This window comes from Actinoplanes sp. HUAS TT8 (assembly GCF_051380535.1).
Taxonomy (GTDB): Bacteria; Actinomycetota; Actinomycetes; order Mycobacteriales; family Micromonosporaceae; genus Actinoplanes.
In genome coordinates, this window is sequence record NZ_CP195646.1 from 2,518,082 (window position 1) to 2,539,070 (window position 20,989).

Below are 20,989 nucleotides of genomic sequence, written 5' to 3' on the forward strand. Positions count from 1 at the left end.
GTTACCGAACGTCACTGATCGGAAGGAAACGCGTGTCGACGTCAGCTGAGGGGCTCACGCTGGGTGCGGATTTCCCCGCGGCCACCGCTGAGCAGTGGCGGCGCCTGGCCCTGGCCGCGCTGCGCAAATCGGGCGGGGCGACCGAGGACACGACGCCCGAGCAGGTCGAGGAGCTGCTGGCTTCGGTGACCTATGACGGGCTGAAGGTGGCGGCGTTGCACACGCCGGACGGGCCGCCGGTTCCGCCGTCGGGGCTGCCGGGGCAGTTCCCGTTCGTGCGCGGGTCCCGGGCCGTGGGCGGGTGGGATCTGCGGCAGCGGCACGGGGGCTCGGATCCGAAGCAGGTCCGTGAGGAGATCCTGACCGATCTGGAGAACGGGGTCACCTCGCTGTGGCTGGCCGTGCCACCGAGTGTGCTGCCGGCGGCACTCGACGGTGTCTACCTGGATCTGGCCGCGGTGGTTCTCGACCCCGGCCCGAATTTCGTGGCCGCCGCCGAGGCGTTGTTCGCGCTGCTCGACGAGCCGCTCAAGGCGCGTGGCGGGCTCGGCGCCGACCCGCTCGGATGGCAGGCGCGCACCGGTGAGGCGGCAACCGGCCTCGGCGACGCGGCCGCGCTCGCGGTTCGGTGTGCGGCCGACTATCCCGGTCTGCGGGCGATCACCGTCGACGCGACCGTCTATCACGAGGCCGGCGCGTCCGACGCCGAGGAACTGGCCTGCGCCCTGGCCGCCGGGGTCGCCTACCTGCGTGTACTCACCGACGCCGGCCTGCCGATCGAGAAGGCGCTCGGCCAGCTGGAGTTCCGGTTCGCCGCGACCGCCGACCAGTTCGCCACGATCGCCAAGCTGCGTGCCGCCCGCCGCGTCTGGGCCCGGGTCGCCGAGATGTGCGGCGCCCCGGAGGCCGGCGCCCAGCACCAGCACGCGGTGACGTCGGCCGCGATGATGACCGCCCGCGACCCGTGGGTGAACCTGCTGCGGACCACCCTGGCCACGTTCGCCGCCGGCGTCGGCGGCGCGGACGCCGTCACCGTCCTGCCGTTCGATCACCGGCTCGGCCGGCCCGACGCGTTCGCCCGGCGGCTGGCCCGCAACACCTCGATCCTGCTGGTCGAGGAGTCGCACGTGGCCCGGGTGGCCGACCCGGCGGGCGGCTCCTGGTACGTCGAGCGCTACACCGAGGACCTGGCCCACGCCGCCTGGGACTGGTTCACCACGATCGAGGGCGCGGGCGGGATCGTCGCCGGGTTGGACAGCGGCCTGATCGCCGACCGGCTCGCCGCGACCTGGGCGAAACGCGCCGACAACCTGGCCCACCGCCGCGACCCGCTGACCGGGGTGAGCGAGTTCCCGAACCTGGGGGAGCGGCTGCCCGAGCGGACGCCCGTACCCGAGCCGGCCGGTGGTGGACTGCCACGGCATCGGCTGGCCGAGGCGTTCGAGCGGCTGCGTGACCGCAGCGACGCGCACCTGGCCGCGACCGGCAGCCGCCCGGCGGTCCGGCTCGCGGTTCTCGGGTCGCCGGCCGCGCACGGGCCGCGGGTCACGTTCGTGACCAACCTGCTCGCGGCCGGGGGCATTGCCGTCACCGACGGCGCGTCGCCGGTGGCCTGCGTCTGTGGGCCGGACAAGGCGTACGCCGAAGAAGCTTTTCCAAGCTCGGAGGTGTTGCGGGCCGGCGGCGCGAGCCGGGTCCTGCTGGCCGGCCGCGGCGACTACCCGGGCATCGACGGGTACGTCTTCACCGGTGGCGACGCCATCGCCACGCTGACCACCGTTCTGGACGACCTCGGAGTGCCGCGATGATCCCCGACTTCTCCACGGCGAAACTGACCGACCCGTCCCCGGCGCCCGGCGCCGAGCAGGCCTGGCGGGACGCCGTGCTGGCCGAGACGGGCCGGACGGCCGACGAGCTGACCTGGGCGACCCCGGAGGGCATCGCGGTTCCGGCGCTGTACACCGGCGACGCTCTGACCGGTCTCGACGCCTACCCGGGCATCGCCCCGTACGTCCGCGGGCCCTACCCGACGATGTACGTCAACCAGCCGTGGACCATCCGCCAGTACGCGGGATTCTCCACCGCGCAGGAGTCCAACGCGTTCTACCGCCGCAACCTGGCCGCCGGGCAGAAGGGCCTGTCGGTCGCGTTCGACCTGCCCACCCACCGCGGCTACGACTCCGACCACCCGCGGGTGACCGGTGACGTCGGCATGGCCGGGGTGGCGATCGACTCCATCTACGACATGCGGCAGCTGTTCGAGGGCATCCCCCTGGACCGGATGAGCGTGTCGATGACGATGAACGGCGCGGTGCTGCCGATCCTGGCGCTCTACATCGTCGCCGGTGAGGAGCAGGGCGTTCCGCCGGAGAAGCTGTCCGGCACGATCCAGAACGACATCCTCAAAGAGTTCATGGTCCGCAACACCTACATCTATCCGCCCGGGCCGTCGATGCGGATCATCTCCGACATCTTCGCGTACACCTCGCAGCGGATGCCGCGCTTCAACTCGATCTCCATCTCGGGCTATCACATCCAGGAGGCCGGGGCGACGGCCGACCTGGAGCTGGCCTACACGCTGGCCGACGGCGTGGAGTACCTGCGCGCCGGCCGGGACGCCGGCCTGGACATCGACGCGTTCGCGCCGCGGCTGTCGTTCTTCTGGGCGATCGGCATGAACTTCTTCATGGAGGTCGCCAAGCTGCGCGCCGGCCGGCTGCTCTGGGCCAAGCTGGTGCGCGAGTTCGGGCCGAAGGATCCTCGCTCGCTGAGCCTGCGCGCGCACTCGCAGACCTCCGGCTGGTCGCTGACCGCGCAGGACGTCTACAACAACGTGATGCGCACCTGCGTCGAGGCGATGGCCGCGACCCAGGGGCACACGCAGTCGCTGCACACCAACGCCCTCGACGAGGCGCTCGCCCTGCCGACCGACTTCTCGGCCCGGATCGCCCGCAACACGCAGCTGGTGCTGCAGCAGGAGTCCGGCACGACCCGCGTCGCCGACCCGTGGGGTGGCAGCGCCTACGTCGAGCAACTCACCCGGGACCTGGCCGCCCGCGCCTGGGAGCACATCGAGGAGGTCGAGGCGGCCGGCGGGATGGCCCGCGCCATCGACGAGGGCATCCCGAAGATGCGCATCGAAGAGGCCGCGGCCCGCACTCAGGCCCGCATCGACTCCGGCCGCCAGCCGGTGATCGGCGTGAACAAGTACCGGCCGGCGTCCGACGCGCCGATCGAAGTCCTCAAGATCGACAACGCGGCGGTCCGGGCCGCGCAGATCGAGAAACTGCGCCGGCTGCGGGCCGAACGCGACGAGACCGCCTGCACCGACGCGCTGGCCGCACTGACCAACGCCGCCGGCGACCCGAAGGCGAACCTGCTCGAACTCGCGGTCGACGCGGCCCGCGCCAAAGCGACCGTCGGCGAGATCTCCGACGCGCTCGAGAAGGTGTACGGGCGGCACACCGCGCGCGTCCGTACCATCTCCGGGGTGTACCGCAAGGAGGCCGGCGAGGTGAGCAACATCGAGCGCGCCCGGGCCGCCACCACGGCGTTCGCCGAGGCCGAAGGCCGGCAGCCGCGCATCCTGGTCGCCAAGATGGGCCAGGACGGGCACGACCGCGGCCAGAAAGTGGTGGCCACCGCGTTCGCCGACCTCGGCTTCGACGTCGACGTGGGGCCGCTGTTCGCGACGCCGGCCGAGGTGGCCCGCCAGGCGATCGAGGCCGACGTGCACATCGTCGGCGTCAACTCGCTGGCCGCCGGACACCTCACGCTCGTCCCCGCCCTGCGGGACGAACTGGCCGCGCAGGGCCGCCCGGACATCATGATCATCGCCGGGGGTGTGATCCCGCCGCAGGACTACGACGCGCTGCGCGAGGCCGGCGCCGCCGCGATCTTCCCGCCCGGCACGGTCCTGGCCGACGCGGCGATCGACCTGCTGGCCGACCTGTCGGCGCAGCTCGGCCACCGGTGATCGCCCTGGACGAGATGGCCGCCGGGGTGCGCAACCGCACCCCGGCCTGGGTCGCCCGCGCCATCACCCTGGTCGAATCCACCCGCGCCGATCACCAGAGCCAGGCCCAGCAGCTTTTGAAAGAGCTGCTCCCGGACACCGGCCGCTCCCACCGCATCGGCATCAGCGGCGTACCCGGCGCCGGCAAATCCACCTTCATCGACGCCCTGGGCAGCGACCTCACCGCCGCCGGCCACCGCGTGGCGGTCCTGGCCGTCGACCCCTCCTCGGTGCGCAGTCGCGGCAGCATCCTCGGCGACAAGACCCGGATGGCCCGCCTGGCCGCCGACCCGAACGCCTACGTCCGCCCGTCCCCGACCGCCGGCACCCTCGGCGGCGTCGCCAAGGCCACCCGCGAGGCCATCGTCGTCGTCGAAGCCGCCGGCTACGACGTCGTCATCGTCGAGACCGTCGGCGTCGGCCAGTCCGAGATCACCGTCGCCGACATGGTCGACTCGTTCCTGCTGCTGGCCCTGGCCCGCACCGGCGACCAGCTGCAGGGCATCAAAAAAGGCATCCTGGAGATCGCCGACGTGATCACGGTCAACAAGGCCGACGGCCCGCACACGGCCGAGGCCAAGCGGGCCGCCCGCGAACTCGCCGGCGCCCTGCACCTGATCCGCGACGATACGAACTGGACCACGCCGGTCCTGACCTGCAGCGCTCTCGAAGGCACCGGAGTCGCCGAGGTCTGGTCCCAGCTGACCGCCCACCGCGAAAGCCTCGACCTCGCCGAGCGTCGCCGCCGCCAGCAGGTCGGCTGGATGCGCTCGATGGCCGAGGAAGCGGTCCTGAGTCGTTTCCGCAACAGCCCCGCGGTCCGGGCGGCCGCCACCGACGCGGAGCAGCAGATCCTCGACGGCACGCTGACCCCGGCCCAGGCCACCTCGCTGCTGCTCGACGCCTACGACAAGACCTGAAACCAAACCCGATTTCCGGTACGAAGGGTCCCCGGCGGGGCCATAATCGTTCGTTTCCGCAGCTCAGGGCCCACTCGAACTCTAGGCTGCCGCCATGAATGTCACGAATTTCGCCCGCCGGACCGCGGCGCTGGCGTTGCTCGCCGGGACCGGTGCGTTGCCGGCGTCACCGGCTCAGGCCGCCGCGTCCGGGCCTTCGGTGGCGCCCGGGTACCGCGCCGTCGATGTGGTGATCTACAACGGATCCGACTGCAGTCTGATCCGCACGGCAAAAAGTACCGACAGTCCGGGGTTCTTCATCACGGTGCCGCCCGCCTACATCGCCCGGCACGCGGTCGGCACCGGGCAGATCGAGAGCGAGGACGCGTACGAAACCGTCGGTAGCGTGGACTACCTCACGTCCTGTGAGTCCGGCCCGGCCGACGGCGTGACCCTCAACCTGCGATTCGAGGCCGGCACGGGCATCCGGCGGTACTCCGGCGTGAACGAATTCTCGGGATTCGAGTGCTCGGAGGCCACGTCGGAGGAGACCGCCGGTGGCGCCCGAATCGTCTACAACCTGCAACGCTGCTGAGCCCGCCCGAAGCCGGGCCGGGCACCGCAAGCATGTCGGGAAACCACGGACAGGCGGGCCGCGATGGCGCCGCCTGTCCGGAGGCGTCCGACCGGAGGAGAACGTCGCTCGACACCGCGGTGGGCGGCGGCAGCAGGCACGATCGAGGGCCCACGCGGCTGGCATAATCCCGCCGTGACCGCGATCGACGAGGTACTGCACCGGCTGGGCAAGGCCTTCGTAGCGGGACTGCGGGAGCCCGGATATCAGCTGACCACCGTGGACCCGCACGGTCACCGGAGCCAGACCTACTCCATGGCGGGTGAGCCGGCCCTGCTCGGCCGCTGGAACAACCTGGACCTCAACGATGCGATGGCGGCGCTGCCCGGGGTTGCCGGCCCCGGCATGGTCCTCGAGATGATCGGTGACCCGAACGGGATCTACACGATCCACTGGTCGCGGGACCTGCCCTCGCTGCCGGCTCGGATCGTCCTCGACGCCGAGTACCGCCTGCCCGGACATGAACTGCCGCCGGCCCGGGAACCCGGCACCGCCGACATCCGGGTTACCGATCCAGCGGTGCTGGCCGAGGTCGAGCACCTGGTCGGCGGGTTCGTCGCGCGGCATCACCCGGCGGGCTACGCGCCCGGCTACACCGAGGAGGAGATCCGGGCCGCTGAACACCACCTCGGGGTGCGGTTACCGGACGATCTGCGGGCGCTCTACCGGCTGATCCACGACGACAGCGGCGAGTCCGGGCTGCTCGACCCGTTCGTCCTGGCGCCGCTCGACGTGCTCGTCGACTGGAACAAGGAGATCTTTCCCGGCTACCACGACGGCCCGTTCGACGACGCGGTCATCTTCGACTGTGTTCCGGCCGGGCATGTGCGCCGGGTGTCGTCGAGCAACGGCTGGGTGACGTTCGCCGGCGACTACGGCATGAATTTTGCGGCGGTCGACCTCGATCCGGGTCCGCTGGGCCGCATCGGCCAGGTGGTCACGCACGGGCGGGACGTGTGGGCGCCGGTCGAATACGTGGCATCGTCGGTCACCGACCTGATCCGTCGAGCGATCACGACTCTCGGCAGCGAGCGTCCGTCACCGCCCGAGCCCGAGATATGGGTGACCAGCGTCGCGGAGGTGCCGTTGACGGCCCAGGGCGTTGTGATGCGCACGGAAGACCCGGTTGGGCTCACCGACTTCGGGCATTTCGCTAACCTGCGATCCCTGGTGATTCGTGGCGAGGCCCCAATGGTCGACGTGGCCCTCCCCGCCGGACCGCCGATCGAAAGTCTGCACGTGGAGGCGGCGGCTTGGCGGCTGGCCACGCTGCCGCCGACCGTCACCGACCTCACCATGAAAGGCAACGTCGAGCCGACGCCGATCGCCGCTCTGGCCGCCTTGCCGAACCTGGTCCGCCTGGATCTGTCCGGTGCGACGGTGCCGGACATCGAGGTCATCGCCACGTTGCCGGCTCTGCGAGTCCTGACCCTCAACGGCCGCCAGTGGACGCAGCTGCTGGCCACCACCGGGAAGCCGCCCCGACTGGCCGCGGCCGGGCTGGGTGGATCCGCCGGGGTGGGCGACGCCGTCCGCTGGTCACAGGCCTTCGGGCGATCAGGCGGCGTCCACACCCTCACCGGCGGCTGACTACAAAACCACAGATCAAACCCGGTTTCCCGTACGGCGATAGCGGCCGTGAACCCCGCCCCGGAATGCGACGATTCGCCGGGGAGCACGACCGTTGCTCAAGCCGTGAGGACGGTGAGTTCGGATCATGGGATCGTCACCGGTCAGAGGTGTCGTCGCCGTCAGTGTCGTCGCCGTAGTGGCCGTCGCGCTGTCTGCCTGCGGTCAGAAGACGGTGACGCCCGCAGTCTCGACGCCACCGCCGTCACCGCCGTCGCCTTCGCAATCCGCGTCGCCGCCGCCGTGCGGCCCGCCCCCGACCGCACCCCGGGTCGACGAGAGCGACGGCATCCTGGGACCGGACAACATCTGCATCCCGGACACGCCCTCGAACAGCTGATCGCGGTCACCGGAGGACTTCGCCGAGCACCCGGGCCGGCGGCGGCAGTGGGCCCGGCGGGCCGGAGGCGCGGAACGCTTCGACGGCCAGGGCGGCCAGCCGGCGGGCGGCGGCCACCCGGATGTCCGGGGCGTCGACCGGCAGCCCGCGTCCGGCCATGAACACCAGGATCAGGTCGTCGAGGACGAAGTCCGGCCGCAGGGCGCCGGCCTGCTGGGCGCGGCGAGTCAGGCCGGTCAGCGCCCGCAGCATGCTCGCCCGGTGTGCGCCGAAGTCGACCGCGCCCGGGTACGACGACGCGAACGCGTCGACGAAGCCCTGGTTGCGCGCGTTGAGCTCGGCGATCTCGCGGATCACCGTGCACAGGCCGCGCCACGGGTCGGGGTCGGCGCAGCCGTCGCGGACGATGCCGCTGCACGCGTCCAGTTCGTCGGTGAACGCCTCGTCGACGAGGGCCTGTTTGGTCGGGAAGCGCCGGTACAGCGTGGCCGGTCCGACCTCGGCCCGGCGGGCGATCTCGCGCATCGGGACGCCGAGCCCACGCTCCGAGAACAGTTGCCGGGCCGCCTCAAGGACACGGTCGCGGTTGTCCCGCGCGTCCGAGCGCAGCATCTGAGGCAAACGGTCGTCCATGAGCTCTCACTCTAGCCAAGTGGACGGGGGCGTCCACTACCGTCGGCCGGGTACCGCGAGTGATCGGAGACCGTAGTGAAGGCAGTGAGCATCCAGGCGTTCGGTGACCCGGACGGCCTGGTGGTGATCGACGCGCCCGACCCGGCGCCGGCCCCCGGGCAGGTGCTGATCGCGACCGAGGCGATCGGGGTCGGCGGCGTCGACGCCGTGATCCGGCGCGGCACGCTCGGCGGGTACGGCTTCCGCGCGGGGATCATCCCGGGCAGTGAGGTCGCGGGCCGGGTGACCGCCGTCGGCGACGGGGTCGACCGGGCGTGGATCGGCCGGGCCGTGTGGGCGTTCACCGGGGTCGGCGGCGGCTACGCCGAACTGGCGGTCGCCGCCCTGGACGACATCACCGCGCTGCCGGACGGCCTGTCGCCGGTCGACGCCGTGACGCTGGGCAGCGCCGCGCCGGTCGCCCACTTCGCGCTCGCCCACGGCCGGTTCGCGCCGGGCGAGTCGGTGCTGGTCCGCGGCGCGGCCGGCAGCATCGGGGTCACGGCCGTCCAGCTGGCCGCCCGGGCCGGGGCGGGCCGGATCGCGGTGACCACGTCCTCGCCCGAGCGCGGGAAACGCCTTCGGCAGCTGGGCGCCACGACCGTGCTCGACCGTTCCGGCGAGACCGGGGGCGAGTTCGACGTCATCCTCGACATCGTCGGCGGGGCCGGGCTGCCGGGGTTCCTGGACCGGCTCGCCGACAACGGGCGGCTGGTCGCGGTGGGGGTCGTGGGCGGCTATCCGCCCGCGGACTTCGGGATGAGCCTGATGCGCGCGTTCCAGCGGTCCCGATCGTTCGCGACGTTCAGCCTCAACACGGTCCCGGTGCCCGCGCGCAACGCGGTCCGCGCGGACGAACTGGCTGCCGCGGCCCGGGGTGACCTGCTTCCTGTCGTTCACGACGTGCTCGACCTGAGCGAGGCCGCTCAGGCTCACCGCCGCATGGACGCGGGCGAGGTGTTCGGCCGAATCGTCCTCAGAGCGTAGACAGTTGTGAATAACCGCCTATATCCGTACGGGAAATTAGCTTAGGCTCTCCTTATTTATTGGCGTGAATGCAGTGACGTAGTGCCTTGAGCAGGCTCTGTTTCACTGTGGTTCGCCTCACATTAACCAACGGATCAGAGGCTGGTCGGCGACAGATCTCATGAAGAGCGACTTTCCCAGGAGTGAGCGCGCATGGCTGTTTCCCGACGGCAAGTCCTCAGTGGTGGCACCGCGGCCGGCGTCGGCCTGACCGTGGCCGGGGTGCTGCCCAGTCTCGCCGAGCCGGCCGCGGCCCACGAGCCGCACCGGCCGAGCGGTGACCCCCAGGGCCGCCCGTTCCCGCCGCTGAAGGACGACCCGAACGGCATTCTCGCCCTGCCGGCCGGGTTCGCCTACACGATCGTCACCCGCGAGGGCGTCACCGACCTGTCCTTCGGGCAGGGCAAGACGCCCGCCTACCACGACGGCACGGGCGTGGTCGCCTCCGAGCACGGCCGGCTGACCATCATCCAGAACCACGAGATGACCCCGCACATGTCGGCCTACGGGGTGCCCCACATCGCCTCGACCGTCTACGACCCGGGCGCGGCCAACGCCGGCGGCTGCACCGTCATCACGACGGACCGCAACGCTCGGCGTACGGCGGAGTGGGTCGGAATTTCCGGCACGGTCCGCAACTGCGCGGGCGGCGTGACTCCGTGGGGAACGTGGCTGACCTGCGAGGAGACGTTCATCAACGCGGGCACGACCTGGACCGCGGCCGGCCAGTCGGGGGTGTACGAGAAGGATCACGGCTACGCCTTCGAGGTCACCCAGGACGAGTCCCGGCGCCAGATCCCCAAGCCGATCAAGGCGTTCGGGCGCTTCGAGCACGAGGCCCTGGCCGTCGAGCCCAACCTCAAGCACGTCTATCTCTCCGAGGACGCCAGCGGGCCGAACGGTCTGTTCTACCGCTGGACCGCGCCCACCGGCACCCGTCTCGGCCCCGGCCTGGCCAACCGGCTCAGCGACACCGCCGGCAAGCTGGAGGCGATGCAGCTGCGGCTCGACGACGGCAGCATCGTCCCCGACATCGCCTATTTCACGTCGGCCCAGCTCGGCCGCCCGTTCAAGGTCACCTGGGCCGAGGTGCCGGATCGGGACGCGCGGACCACGCCGACCCGCCTGCAGTTCGCCGACGGCACCGTCACCCGCGGCAAGAAGTTCGAGGGCGTCTGGAGCAACGGCAAGGGGGCGTACATCGTCAACAGCTTCGCCTTCGGCGCCAACGACCTGCCCGCCGACGCGACCAAGCACGACGGCATGGTGTGGTTCTACAACTACGCCGACCAGACGCTGACCCTGGTCACGTACTTCCCGCACAACCCGGCGGCCGAGACCGAGGGCACGTTCCCGAAGTTCGCCGACCTCACCTTCGACGGGCCGGACAACGTCACCGTCACCCCGTGGGGTTCGCTCGTCCTCGCCGAGGACGGTGTCCGTGCGTCGCACGTGCTCAGCTCGATCCCGGGCGGCCCGACCTACGCGATCGCCCGCAACCAGATCAGCAACGGCACCGCGAACGGTTCGCCGACCTATTCCGAATTCACCGGCCCGACCTTCTCGCCGGACGGCCGCATTCTCTTCGTCAACATTCAGGTCCCCGGCATCACGCTGGCGATCACCGGCCCCTGGGAGAAATACCTTTCCTGAGACGTACGTCGAAAGCATTCGTTTATGCGGTTCGCTCACATGACGGCGTGCCCGTCCTCCAGATAGGCGATCGCGTTCCCGGCCCGCGCCCGGAGCGCCGCGGTGATTCGCCGGTTCAGGAGGGCGGGCAGCCGCTCGGCGGCTTCCCGCTCGGTGCACCACGCCCAGCCGCGCAGCTCGTCGGCGGGCACCCGGATCTGCCCGGCCTGGTCCGGCGTCAGGGTTCCGCCGTCGAAGACCAGCATCAGTCCCTCGGTGCGGTCCGGCCGCGGCGGCACCCAGTCCACGACCAGCAGCCGCCCGGGCCGGACGGCCAGACCCAGCTCCTCGGCGAGCTCGCGCGTCACCGCGGCGTGCGGCGACTCGTCGGCCTCGACCGTGCCGCCGGGAACCTCGAAGTAGGGCTTGTAGGTCGGTTCGACCAGCAGCACCCGCCCCTGCTCGTCGGTGATCAGCGCGCCGGCCCCCATCCGCTTGCGCGGCAGCGTCGCGGTGTAGTCGTCGGTCATTCCGCCGGCCGGGCCATGGGATTCGGGCACAGCCCGGGGAAGAGCTTCTCGCCCGAGGCGTAGGACAGGCAGCGCTCGGTCAGATCATCGGCCAGGCCGGTCTGCTCGGCCAGCAGGCGGATCCATGCGGGCAGCACCGCGACGAGCTCGGCGGCGAAATCGTCGTCGTAGAAGGAACGCAGGTGCGGCACGATCTGCGCCACCTTGTGCGGCGAACAAGACGCGTAGAGCGCCGGACGATCGCGCTGTACGCGGGCCCGGCCGCGCGCTTTCCTGGTCGCCTCCCGGACGGTCCGGCCGAGGCGTCGGACGCGCAGGAACTCGGCGTACTGCCCCTGGTCCTCCCCGCCGAGCCGGGTATCGGCCACCCCACCCGGCACGAGCGTGGCGAGAAGACCACGGTCAAAGCCACCCCGTCCGCGGCGGCACCGACCGACTCCCGCCACGCGGCCAGCGCGGATTCGGCCGACGCAGAGATTCTTCGCCTTGCGCGTTCGAGATGCAGGCACAGCGAAGCATCGTATCCGCGGGCCCGCCGAAAACTCCGGCCCGGCAACCCGGACGGGTGAGCGCGACCGGGTGAGGTCACATCGTGCGGAGGTCGAGGCTGTGCCAGCGGGCCGCCTCGGCGGTTCCGGTGGACCACCAGAGGACGCCGGCGCGGGCGAACGCGTTGGTCGCGACCCTGGTCAACGTGAGGGTGGTGTTCGTGGACAGGTCGTAGACCAGCAGGGCGGCCATGCCGGTCAGATCCGAGTCCGGGGTGTTCTGGGAGAGGACGTCGAATCGGTCCAGCAGGGCCACGTCACCGACCGCGGCGGCCAGGTCCGGGCCGGCGATGCGGCGGCGGGCGGTGCCGTCCGGGTGCATCATGTCGATGCGGATCAGGCCTTCGCTGTCGGAGATCATCACCCGGCACCAGCGGGGGCTGCACTCGGTGGCTTCGCCTCCGCCGGTCGGTACGGTGACGACCTGCCCGGTGTCCAGGTTGCGCAGGTGGGTGGTGGGGGACGGCCCGCCGGGGGAGTCGGTGAGCCACGGCCACGCGGTCAGCCCCCACTGGCCGGGCACGCGGCGAACCTCGACCGGGCCGCCGCCACCGGCCAGGGGGATCGAGCGGATCTCGGTGACGTCGACGTCGTCCTCGGCGGTGGCCGCCCAGTAGACCCGGCCACCGTGGAGTGACAGGTCCTGCTGGTTGCCGTAGAAGACCGCGTTTCCGGTGTCGGTGGTGACCGGCCGCGGGGCCTGCCCGGATCGGACGTCGAGCGTCCAGATGCGCAGCGGCGCGGTGTCGCTGGATTCGGCCCACACCACGTCGTCACCGTCGATGGTGAAGTCGTCGTAGTCGGGGTTGCCGGCGAGCGGGGCGGCCGGGCGCAGTTCGCGGACGGTGCCGCCGGTGAGCATGACCAGCCGGGTCCCGGCGACGCCGATGGCGGTGCCGGCTTTCAGGAACAGGCGGGGTGTGAACGTCGAGCCGTCGGCGAGGTATGCGGGAAGGTCGGCGCGCTCGGCCTTCGGCGCCGGGGCCGGGGCGGTCGCCGGTCCCTTGATCAGGAGGGTGCCACCGGCGGTGAGCGCCACGATCAGGGCGCTTACGGTACGTCCATTCGTGCGCATCCGCGTCAACCTAGCGGCCGCCCGTCATCATTCTGAAGTGCGCATATCTTGAGGCGTGAATGAGTGCGGGGTGACCTGAAGTGTTCATCCTTTTGCTAACAGTGAGGATGCCCTAGGGTCGAAATCGGCGACGCCGGAGGGCTCCCACGATGATCGGTATAGCGTCTCTTCAATGGCTTCTGACCGCGGCGTTCGCGGTCGCGGCCACCTTCCACCTGATCCGCTGTGTCCGCCCGAAGGCCCACGATCCCCTGTCCGAACTACTGCACCTGATCATGTCCGGGTCGATGATCGCGATGCTGTGGCCGTGGGGCGCCCGCGTCCCGAAGCTCGTCTGGGTCACCGTGTTCACGGTCGCGGCCTGCTGGTTCGTGGCGCGGGCGACCCGGACCACGGGCCGCCGGCGCACGTCGGTGTTCTTCGCGACCGCCGCGGCCGCGATGATCTGGATGACCGCGGCGCCGGCCGCCGCCCACCATCACGGTCACTCCCCGCTCGGTCATGCCGCCGTGATCAGCGCCGGGCTGGGCGGCTACCTGATGCTGGCCGCGATCTGGTGGGTGCTGTCCGGGATGCGCCTGGCGACGCCGTTGCGACCGGTGCACTGGCCGGCGCTCTGCCACGGCCTGATGAGCGCGGGAATGGCGGTGGCGCTGCTCGCCATGGCGTGACCCCCTGAGCACGGAACGGGAACCAAACGGGTCGGCCGGACGACTCGAACGAGTGAGAGCCAAGGGAGGCCGCTGCCATGATCCCACCTCGCTACGACCGGACCGCGGCGTCGGCCGTCCTGGCCGGTCTTGTCCACCCGGGACTGTTCACGACGCCGACCGGCGGCGAGCGCAGGCTGATTCCGTACACAAGCAATGGTGTGATTGCCGAGGCGGGGAGCCATCTCACCCTTTCGCAGCGGCTCTACCTGGAGAAATTCATGCGGCCCTGCCCGCCGGGGCAGGTCACCGTGGCCACCCACCGGATCACCTGGACCGACTCGTCCGGTGTGCCGTGCACCGGCCACTACCGGCAGGGCGGGCTGGGCCCGATCATGCCGATCGCCGCCCGCGAGACGACCCTCGCCCTGTGGCGGTCGCTCGGAGCCGACGTCGAGCTGACCGCCCGGATCGCCCGGCTCACCCCCGATGAGCAGGCTGTTCTCGCCGGCACGACCACCGATCAGGAGCCGCGGGAGATCCTGCGGATCGGGGTCGAGGCGGCCGGCCGCACCCTGGCCCAGCACGCGCTGCTCTCGGCCGACCGGCCCGATCTGGACGCGCGCGGCTTCGCCGGGGCGCTGCGCGACGGCGGGATCTTCCTGGCCGTCGCCGGGCAGTGGTACTGGGAGTTGCAGGCCTCCACGCTGCGGCGCGGCATGATCCCGGTGCGGTTCACGGGCGACGGGCCGCTGCGCTACACGGCCGGGTCGGTCGACGTGCTGCGGCGGATGAAGGACGCGACGATCGCCGACGCGCACGCGGTGATGCTGAAGGCGACGACCGTGGACGGGCTGACCGAGGAGGAGGCCGTCCACAAGTACCACGACGAGCTGGACCTGATCTCCCGGCAGTACGCGCTGCTGGCGCCGGACACGCGCCCGCACTGCCTGGCCCGCACCGCGATCGTGCCGGCGCTGGCCGACGTCTACGTCGAAACCTTCGGCCGGCTGCTCGACGTGATCACGATCGAGGAGTCCGCGCAGGCCGTCGCCGACGACGGTGACGCCACGTCGTTCCTGGTCCCGGACATGAACTGCCGGCACTGCCAGGGCACGATCCGCGCCGTGCTGGAGGCGATGGACCTGACCGTGCACGAGGTCGACCTGGTCAGCAAGCGGGTCACCGTCGCCGATTTCCGCAGCCCGCGCAACCGGCGCCGCGCGTTCGAGGCGATCCGCGACGGCGGCTACACCGTGATCGGCGGAGCATGACCGGGCTGGCGCCGCGGATCGGCCCGGAGATCGCCGCGCTGCTGGCCGACCCGGCGACCCTCGGTGAGCTGGTCCGCGAGCACGGATCGCCGGTCAACATCGTGCTGCCGGACGTGTTCGCGGCCAACGTCACCGCGTTCGGGGCCACCCTCGACGCGCGCGACGTCCCGCACCGGATCTGCTTCGCGCACAAGGCGAACCAGGCCCGCGCGTTCGTCGACACCGCGCTGCGCACCGGCATCGGCATCGACGTCGCCTCCGGCGGCGAACTCGCCCAGGCACTCCGGGCCGGCTTCCCACCGGGTCGCATCGAGGCCACCGGGCCGAAGGGGGAGACCTTCCTGGAAAAGCTTTGCGCGTACGGCGGACTCACCGTCAACGTCGACAACCTGTGGGAACTGGAGACGATCGCCCGCCTCGCCCCGGCCCGGGTCCCGGTCCTGCTGCGCCTGTCGGCCGGCCGCCGGCTGAGCCGTTTCGGTCTGGCCCCGGCCGACTTCCCGGCCGCGTTCGAGGTCGTCGCCGGTTCGGAGCGGCTCGACCTGGCCGGGATCGCGTTCCACCTGGACACCGCCGACCTGGCCGAACGGGTGGCGGCGGTGACGGTTGCGCTTGAGCTGGTCGAGAACGCGTACGCGCACGGATTGTCACCGAAGGTGATCGACGTGGGTGGTGGTTTCCGGCAGGTGCACCTGGACGACCCGGACGGCGCCGACGCCTACGTGCAGCGGTTGCGGGAGGGGCTGGCCGGGCAGGGACCGTCGCTGGCCTGGGGCGGATACACGTTCGGCTATCGGGTCGGCCGGGACGGCGCGGTCCGGGGCACGCCGGTGTTCCACCGCTACACCGGCGCCGAACCGGGGACGACCATGCTCGGCGACCTGTTGGACGCGACGCTCGGTGACGGGCGGACGGTGGCTGAATCCGTACGGGAAAATCTCCTCGAATTGTGGATCGAACCCGGAAAAGCCCTGGTGGACCAGGCCGGAATCACCGTGGCGACCGTGCAGTTCACCCGGCGCGCGGCGGACGGGAGCCTGCTGGTCGTGCTCGATCTGAGCCGGGACATGGTCACCCCGGCCGACCAGGAGCTGATGGTCGACCCGGTGCTGATCCACAACGGTCAGCCCGACGAGGGCTGCGAGGCGTTCCTGGCCGGGAACCTGTGCCTGGAACGCGACATGATCAGCAACCACCTCGTGCGCCTGCCAAGACTTCCGCAACCCGGGGACCTGATGGTGTTCGTCAACACCGCCGCGTACCAGATGGATCTGTCCGCGTCCGGGGCGCTGATGCATCCCCGCCCGCCGAAGGTCGCGGCGACCCGGCGCGGCGGCGTGTTCCAGTGGCGAGCCGACGGAGGCGACACATGCTCTACCAGCACATCAGCGAGCTGATCGGCGGCACACCGCTGCTGCGTCTCGACCCGGCCGGGCACGGTCTGGACGGGGTCGAGCTCTACGCCAAACTGGAGTCGTTCAACCCGTTCGGGTCGGTCAAGGACCGCGCGGCCTGGGCGATGATCCACGATCACCTGCCCGGACTGGCCGATCGCGACATCGTCGAGGCGTCCAGCGGCAACACCGCCAAGGCCCTGCAGATCCTGGCCACGCTGCACGGCGGCCGGGTCCGCGCCTACACCAACCGGGTCAAGATCGATGAGGTACGGGATCTGCTGCACCTGCTCGGCACCGACGTCCGCGAGCTGCCCGGCCTGTCCGAATGCCCCGACCCGACCGCGCCCGACGACGTGTTCACCACCATCGAGCGCCTGCTGGCGGCCGAGCCCGGACGATGGCTGCACCCGTCGCAGTACACCAACGAGCGCAACGTGGACGCGCACTACCGCGGCACCGGGCGCGAGATCCACGACGACCTCGGACACGTCGACTACCTGATCGGCGGCCTGGGCACGACCGGCTCGACCCGCGGCGCCGCCTCCTACCTGAAAGAACACAACCCCGATCTGCGTACGGTCGGTGTCGTCTCCGACCGCACCGGGTTCATCCCGGGGATCCGGGCCGAGACGGAGATGTGGGAGGTGGGCCTGTTCGAACCCGGCTTCTACTCGGAGATCGTCACCGTCGACCCGGACGTGGCGATCGACGCGACGCTGCGGTTGGCCGGGGCCTACGGCGTGCTGGCCGGGCCGACCAGCGGGGCGACCTACGCGGCGGCGCTCGACGTGCTCGGCCGCCGGCCCGCGGGCGGGTCGCCGGTGACGGCGGTGCTGATCGTGTGCGATCGCCTCGAACCGTACGTGCCCTACCTGCGGCAGCGGCGGCCGGACCTGTTCGGGCGAGCGGCCCGGTATCGGCCCGGCGCGGACGAACTCGCGGCCGTGCCGTTGCTGTCGCCGCAGGAACTGGCCGGTCGGGCCGACACGCTGGTCGTGGACACGCGCGGGGGCATGGCCTACCGGATCGGGCACGTGCCCGGGGCGCTCAACATCCGTGACGATCAGCTGGAGAGCCTGCTCGCTCAAGGGTCGCCGTTCCCGGCCGGGGTGACCGTCGTGTTCGTGTGCGCGGCGGGGGAGCGGTCCACCCGGTTGGCCGCGCTCGCCCGGCACCTCGGGCAGGATGCGGCCGGGCTGGCCGGGGGGATCACGTCGTGGCGCGACGCCGGGCTGCCGATGGAGTCGAGCGCCCGCGCTCGGTGATCCCGGGAACTCGGCGGGCTCGGACGGCGACTACTGGGCACGACCCGCGCTGGGCGTCGTGGTGGCCGCCGGGCAAATCATGAAAAACTCTGATTTAGCGGGAACTTCTGGAGCGTGAGTCGGGACCAACACGCTGAAGACCCCGATCAGAACGGACACCATGCGAACGACCCGGCAGTTCCTCACCGCGGCGATGCTCACCGCCGCTCTGACCACCCTCGGCCTGGCCGGTTGCGGCAGCAACGACACCACCGCCACGAGCGCCACCCCCACCCCGGCCGCCTCGGCCGCCACCACACTGACGATCAAGGACCCGTGGGTGAAGGCGGCCGACGCGGGCGCCATGACCGCGGCGTTCGGCGTGCTGGTCAACGACACCGACAAGGACATCACGGTGACCGCGGCGGCCTCCCCGGCGTCACCGATGGAGCTGCACGAGATGACCATGAAGGACGGCAAGATGGTCATGCAGCCCAAGGAGGGCGGCTTCGTGATCAAGGCCAAGGGCAGTCACGAGCTCTCGCCCGGCGGCGACCACCTGATGCTGATGAAGCCGGTCAAGGCCATCCAGGCCGGTGACCAGGTCACGTTCACCCTCACGCTGGCCGACGGCACGGCGGTGCCGTTCACCGCCATCGCCAAACCGTTCGCGGGCGCCGGGGAGAGCTACGACCCGGGCATGTCGATGCCGGCGTCGGCCATGCCGATGGGCAGCACCAAGCCATGACGTCACGACCCTCCCCGGTGAGCCGGCGGCGCCTGCTCACCGGGGGCGCGGTCGCCGGCCTCGGCGTCCTCGCCCCCAGCACCCCGGCCGTCGCCGCCGGACCGGCGGCCGCCGACACCGGCGCGGGCGGGACCGGCACGGCCACCGTCGCGTTTCACGGCCCGCGGCAGGCCGGCATCGCCCAGGATCCACCCGCGCACGCCGCCTTTGTCGCGTTCATGCTGGCCAAGGGCACCGACCGGGCCGCCCTGGGCCGGATGCTGCGCCTGCTCACCGACGACGCCGCCCGGCTCACCCAGGGCGCGCCTGCCCTCGGCGACACCGACGCGACCCTGGCCACGCTGCCGGCGCGGCTGACCGTCACGTTCGGGTTCGGCCCCGGGCTGTATCGGGCCGCCGGCCTGCCGTCCCCGGTCGCCGAGCTGCCCGCCTTCGGGATCGACCGGCTGCAACCGGCCTGGTCCGGCGGCGACCTGCTGCTGCAGATCTGCGCCGACGACCCGCTGACGGTCGCGCACACCCAGCGCATGCTGATCAAGGACGCTCGCCCGTTCGGCGCGGTCCGCTGGGTGCAGCAGGGTTTCCGCCGCAGCCCGGGCGTCCAGGCGCCCGAGCACACCCAGCGCAACGTGCTCGGCCAGCTCGACGGCACGGCCAACCCGCGCGACACGGCCCTGGAGACGGCGGTCTGGAACCCGGACGGTTCGACGACCCTGGTGGTCCGCCGCATCCGCGCCGAGATCGAGAAGTGGGACATCCTTTCGGTCACCGACAAGGAGAATGCCGCCGGCCGGCGCCTGGAGTCCGGTGCCCCGCTGAGCGGGCAGGCCGAGCACGACGAGCCGGACTTCACCGCCCTGGACGCGACCGGCCTGCCCGCGATGCCGGACTACTCGCACGTCACCCGCGCTCACGTGACCGACCCGGCCCTGAAGATCCTGCGGCGGCCGTACAACTACGACCTCGCCCCGGACGCGGCCGGTCGCCCCGACGCCGGCCTGATCTTCGCCGCGTACCAGCGGGACATCGCCCGCCAGTACGTGCCGATCCAGCGCCGCCTGGCCGAGAAGGACCTGCTCAACGAATGGATCACCCCGATCGGTTCGGCGGTCTTCGCCATCCCGCCGGGCTGCGCCGAGAACGGCTGGATCGGCGAGCAGGTGCTCGCATGAGGCGGCTCCTGCTCGTGGTCGCGATCGTGGTCGCGGTGCTCACGCCCGGCGTCGCGGCCTCGGCGCACACCCAGCTGCTGGAGGCGACCCCGGCCAAGGACGCCACCCTGGCGAGCGCCCCCACCGCGGTCACCCTGAAGTTCAGTCAACGCCTGAACCCGGACTTCACCACGATCGTCGTCAGCGACGCGTCCCGGCAACGGGTCCCGGCCGGGGCCCCGGCCGTCGACGGTGACTCCGGCACGCTCACGCTCGGCGCCGCGCTGGGTAACGGCGCCTACACGGTCGCCTACCGGGTCGTGTCCTCGGACGGCCACACGGTCCAGGGCTCGTACGTGTTCACCGTCGCCGACCCGGCCCGGCCCGCCGCGGCGACCCCGGCCGAAGCCGCCGCGGCCGCCGCACCCGCACCGGACGACTCGCCGCCCGGAGCGCTGATCGGCCTGGGTGCGGCGCTGCTCGTGCTGGTGGTGGGTGCGGGCGCCTACCTGTACACGTCGCGGCGAAACGCCGTACGGGAAAAGCGGTTTTAGGGGTGATCCCCGCATGACCCCGGTGCGGTCGCGAGAATGGAGGTCTGTCACGACGCCGTCATGACGGTGGGTGAGACGACCGAAGGGGACGATCATGGGGAAGTGGCCACGGCTCAAGGTCGCGGACTGGACCGACACCAGGGACACCCTGCACATGTGGACGCAGATCGTCGGCAAGATCCGCATGGTGCACGCGCCGTCGGTCAACCACTGGTGGCACGTCACCCTGCACCCGAGCGCGCGCGGACTGACCACGATGGCCATCCCGTACGACGAGGGGCTGTTCGAGCTGGAGTTCGACTTCCTCGCCCACGAACTGCAGATCCGCACCAGCCACGGACAGTCCCGCGTCGTCACCCTGGAACCGAAGACCGTGGCCGTCTTCTACACCGAGGTCATGGAATCGTTGACCGCGCTCGGGATCCCGACCACCATTCATGCCGTCCCGAACGAGGTCGAACACGCGATCCCCTTCGCGAAGGACGAGACCCATCGCGCGTACGACGGCGACGCCGTCCAGACCTTCTGGCGGCAGCTGACCCGGGCCGGGCGCGTCATGAACCAGGCCCGCTCGGAGTTCACCGGCAAAGCCAGCCCGGTGCACTTCTTCTGGGGCGCGATGGATCTCGCCTACACCCGCTTCTCCGGCCGGACCGCCCCGCCGCACCCGGGCGGCGCCCCGAACTGCCCGCCGTCGGTGATGCGCGAAGGCTACTCCCACGAGCTCGCGAGCTGCGGGTTCTGGCCCGGGGGCGGGGAGGAGGGGGCTTTTTACGCGTACGCGTATCCGGAGCCGCCGGCCTATCGGGAGTGGTCGGTCCCGGTCGACGGCGCCCGCTTCGACACGGCGATGGGGGAGTTCCTGCTGCCGTACGAGACGGTGGCCGACTCGTCCGACCCCGACGCCACCCTGGCCACCTTCCTGCGCTCCACATTCATCGCGGCCGACGAGTTGGCCGCCTGGTAGGCGT

19 protein-coding genes are annotated in these 20,989 nt (G+C 71.3%); 15 read left to right on the top strand and 4 right to left on the bottom strand.

Going from position 1 to position 20,989, the window contains the following annotated elements; all coding sequences use genetic code 11:
* Window positions 1-32 precede the first annotated feature (32 nt).
* From ACSHV8_RS11065 to ACSHV8_RS11085, 5 genes are all read left to right on the top strand, one after another.
* Window positions 33-1,808: a methylmalonyl-CoA mutase subunit beta gene (locus tag ACSHV8_RS11065; protein ID WP_436531999.1), complete on the top strand. Its 1,776-nt coding sequence runs from the start codon at window positions 33-35 to the stop codon at window positions 1,806-1,808.
* Window positions 1,805-3,976, top strand: a complete 2,172-nt coding sequence (gene scpA, locus ACSHV8_RS11070; RefSeq protein ID WP_436532001.1) for a methylmalonyl-CoA mutase — start codon at window positions 1,805-1,807, stop codon at window positions 3,974-3,976. Before ACSHV8_RS11065 ends, scpA begins: the two co-directional genes overlap by 4 nt.
* On the top strand, window positions 3,973-4,935 hold the full coding sequence (meaB, locus tag ACSHV8_RS11075) for a methylmalonyl Co-A mutase-associated GTPase MeaB (RefSeq protein WP_436532003.1): 963 nt from the start codon (window positions 3,973-3,975) through the stop codon (window positions 4,933-4,935). The genes scpA and meaB overlap by 4 nt, the downstream gene beginning before the upstream one ends.
* A gap of 94 nt (window positions 4,936-5,029) precedes the next feature.
* Window positions 5,030-5,509, top strand: a complete 480-nt coding sequence (locus tag ACSHV8_RS11080) for a hypothetical protein (protein WP_436532005.1) — start codon at window positions 5,030-5,032, stop codon at window positions 5,507-5,509.
* Between the two features lie 174 nt (window positions 5,510-5,683).
* Window positions 5,684-7,138 carry an SMI1/KNR4 family protein gene (locus ACSHV8_RS11085; protein WP_436532007.1) on the top strand — a complete coding sequence of 485 codons (1,455 nt, stop codon included), beginning with the start codon at window positions 5,684-5,686 and terminating at the stop codon, window positions 7,136-7,138.
* Window positions 7,139-7,523: 385 nt separating this feature from the next.
* On the opposite strand, the gene ACSHV8_RS11090 is transcribed toward ACSHV8_RS11085, so the two are convergent.
* Complete coding sequence (locus ACSHV8_RS11090) at window positions 7,524-8,150, bottom strand: TetR/AcrR family transcriptional regulator (protein WP_436532009.1); 627 nt, start codon at window positions 8,148-8,150, stop codon at window positions 7,524-7,526.
* Window positions 8,151-8,225: 75 nt separating this feature from the next.
* Between ACSHV8_RS11090 and ACSHV8_RS11095 the strand changes: the two genes are divergently transcribed.
* Both ACSHV8_RS11095 and ACSHV8_RS11100 read left to right on the top strand, forming a co-directional pair.
* On the top strand, window positions 8,226-9,176 hold the full coding sequence (locus ACSHV8_RS11095) for a zinc-binding dehydrogenase (RefSeq protein WP_436532011.1): 951 nt from the start codon (window positions 8,226-8,228) through the stop codon (window positions 9,174-9,176).
* A 192-nt stretch (window positions 9,177-9,368) separates the two neighbouring features.
* Window positions 9,369-10,868 carry an alkaline phosphatase PhoX gene (locus ACSHV8_RS11100; protein WP_436532013.1) on the top strand — a complete coding sequence of 500 codons (1,500 nt, stop codon included), beginning with the start codon at window positions 9,369-9,371 and terminating at the stop codon, window positions 10,866-10,868.
* 35 nt (window positions 10,869-10,903) lie between these two features.
* On the opposite strand, the gene ACSHV8_RS11105 is transcribed toward ACSHV8_RS11100, so the two are convergent.
* The 3 genes from ACSHV8_RS11105 to ACSHV8_RS11115 all read right to left on the bottom strand — a co-directional run bounded on the left by ACSHV8_RS11105 (window position 10,904) and on the right by ACSHV8_RS11115 (window position 13,000).
* Window positions 10,904-11,377: an NUDIX domain-containing protein gene (locus ACSHV8_RS11105; protein WP_436532015.1), complete on the bottom strand. Its 474-nt coding sequence runs from the start codon at window positions 11,375-11,377 to the stop codon at window positions 10,904-10,906.
* Window positions 11,374-11,745, bottom strand: coding sequence for a hypothetical protein (locus ACSHV8_RS11110; RefSeq protein WP_436532017.1), 372 nt, complete (start codon window positions 11,743-11,745; stop codon window positions 11,374-11,376). Before ACSHV8_RS11110 ends, ACSHV8_RS11105 begins: the two co-directional genes overlap by 4 nt.
* A gap of 217 nt (window positions 11,746-11,962) precedes the next feature.
* Window positions 11,963-13,000, bottom strand: a complete 1,038-nt coding sequence (locus tag ACSHV8_RS11115; protein WP_436532019.1) for a hypothetical protein — start codon at window positions 12,998-13,000, stop codon at window positions 11,963-11,965.
* A 149-nt stretch (window positions 13,001-13,149) separates the two neighbouring features.
* Here ACSHV8_RS11115 and ACSHV8_RS11120 point away from each other — a divergent pair, with 149 nt between their 5' ends.
* The 8 genes from ACSHV8_RS11120 (at window position 13,150) to ACSHV8_RS11155 (ending at window position 20,985) form a co-directional block, all read left to right on the top strand.
* The gene (locus ACSHV8_RS11120; protein ID WP_436532021.1) at window positions 13,150-13,671 is read left to right on the top strand and encodes a DUF5134 domain-containing protein; all 522 of its coding nucleotides are present in this window, start codon (window positions 13,150-13,152) and stop codon (window positions 13,669-13,671) included.
* Window positions 13,672-13,748: 77 nt separating this feature from the next.
* The gene (locus ACSHV8_RS11125; protein WP_436532022.1) at window positions 13,749-14,924 is read left to right on the top strand and encodes a heavy-metal-associated domain-containing protein; all 1,176 of its coding nucleotides are present in this window, start codon (window positions 13,749-13,751) and stop codon (window positions 14,922-14,924) included.
* On the top strand, window positions 14,921-16,321 hold the full coding sequence (locus ACSHV8_RS11130) for an alanine racemase (RefSeq protein ID WP_436532024.1): 1,401 nt from the start codon (window positions 14,921-14,923) through the stop codon (window positions 16,319-16,321). Before ACSHV8_RS11125 ends, ACSHV8_RS11130 begins: the two co-directional genes overlap by 4 nt.
* Complete coding sequence (locus tag ACSHV8_RS11135) at window positions 16,294-17,586, top strand: pyridoxal-phosphate dependent enzyme (RefSeq protein ID WP_436532026.1); 1,293 nt, start codon at window positions 16,294-16,296, stop codon at window positions 17,584-17,586. The genes ACSHV8_RS11130 and ACSHV8_RS11135 overlap by 28 nt, the downstream gene beginning before the upstream one ends.
* 160 nt (window positions 17,587-17,746) lie before the next feature.
* Window positions 17,747-18,313 (top strand): copper chaperone PCu(A)C, encoded by a 567-nt coding sequence (locus ACSHV8_RS11140; RefSeq protein ID WP_436532028.1) that lies wholly within the window; start codon window positions 17,747-17,749, stop codon window positions 18,311-18,313.
* Complete coding sequence (locus ACSHV8_RS11145) at window positions 18,310-19,485, top strand: Dyp-type peroxidase (RefSeq protein ID WP_436532030.1); 1,176 nt, start codon at window positions 18,310-18,312, stop codon at window positions 19,483-19,485. The genes ACSHV8_RS11140 and ACSHV8_RS11145 overlap by 4 nt, the downstream gene beginning before the upstream one ends.
* A complete protein-coding gene (locus ACSHV8_RS11150; RefSeq protein WP_436532032.1) occupies window positions 19,482-20,018 on the top strand; it encodes a copper resistance CopC family protein in 537 nt (178 codons plus the stop codon). Before ACSHV8_RS11145 ends, ACSHV8_RS11150 begins: the two co-directional genes overlap by 4 nt.
* Window positions 20,019-20,112: 94 nt before the next feature.
* The gene (locus tag ACSHV8_RS11155) at window positions 20,113-20,985 is read left to right on the top strand and encodes a DUF5996 family protein (protein WP_436532034.1); all 873 of its coding nucleotides are present in this window, start codon (window positions 20,113-20,115) and stop codon (window positions 20,983-20,985) included.
* Window positions 20,986-20,989: the final 4 nt, after the last annotated feature.

Bases quoted from the DNA above. Each gene is read 5' to 3' on its own strand.
- scpA (WP_436532001.1), top strand. From the start codon at position 1,805: ATGATCCCCGACTTCTCCACGGCGAAACTGACCGACCCGTCCCCGGCG.
- ACSHV8_RS11080 (WP_436532005.1), top strand. From the start codon at position 5,030: ATGAATGTCACGAATTTCGCCCGCCGGACCGCGGCGCTGGCGTTGCTC.
- ACSHV8_RS11090 (WP_436532009.1), bottom strand. From the start codon at position 8,150: ATGGACGACCGTTTGCCTCAGATGCTGCGCTCGGACGCGCGGGACAAC.
- ACSHV8_RS11100 (WP_436532013.1), top strand. From the start codon at position 9,369: ATGGCTGTTTCCCGACGGCAAGTCCTCAGTGGTGGCACCGCGGCCGGC.
- ACSHV8_RS11105 (WP_436532015.1), bottom strand. From the start codon at position 11,377: ATGACCGACGACTACACCGCGACGCTGCCGCGCAAGCGGATGGGGGCC.
- ACSHV8_RS11115 (WP_436532019.1), bottom strand. From the start codon at position 13,000: ATGCGCACGAATGGACGTACCGTAAGCGCCCTGATCGTGGCGCTCACC.
- ACSHV8_RS11120 (WP_436532021.1), top strand. From the start codon at position 13,150: ATGATCGGTATAGCGTCTCTTCAATGGCTTCTGACCGCGGCGTTCGCG.
- ACSHV8_RS11125 (WP_436532022.1), top strand. From the start codon at position 13,749: ATGATCCCACCTCGCTACGACCGGACCGCGGCGTCGGCCGTCCTGGCC.
- ACSHV8_RS11130 (WP_436532024.1), top strand. From the start codon at position 14,921: ATGACCGGGCTGGCGCCGCGGATCGGCCCGGAGATCGCCGCGCTGCTG.
- ACSHV8_RS11135 (WP_436532026.1), top strand. From the start codon at position 16,294: ATGCTCTACCAGCACATCAGCGAGCTGATCGGCGGCACACCGCTGCTG.
- ACSHV8_RS11140 (WP_436532028.1), top strand. From the start codon at position 17,747: ATGCGAACGACCCGGCAGTTCCTCACCGCGGCGATGCTCACCGCCGCT.
- ACSHV8_RS11145 (WP_436532030.1), top strand. From the start codon at position 18,310: ATGACGTCACGACCCTCCCCGGTGAGCCGGCGGCGCCTGCTCACCGGG.
- ACSHV8_RS11150 (WP_436532032.1), top strand. From the start codon at position 19,482: ATGAGGCGGCTCCTGCTCGTGGTCGCGATCGTGGTCGCGGTGCTCACG.
- ACSHV8_RS11155 (WP_436532034.1), top strand. From the start codon at position 20,113: ATGGGGAAGTGGCCACGGCTCAAGGTCGCGGACTGGACCGACACCAGG.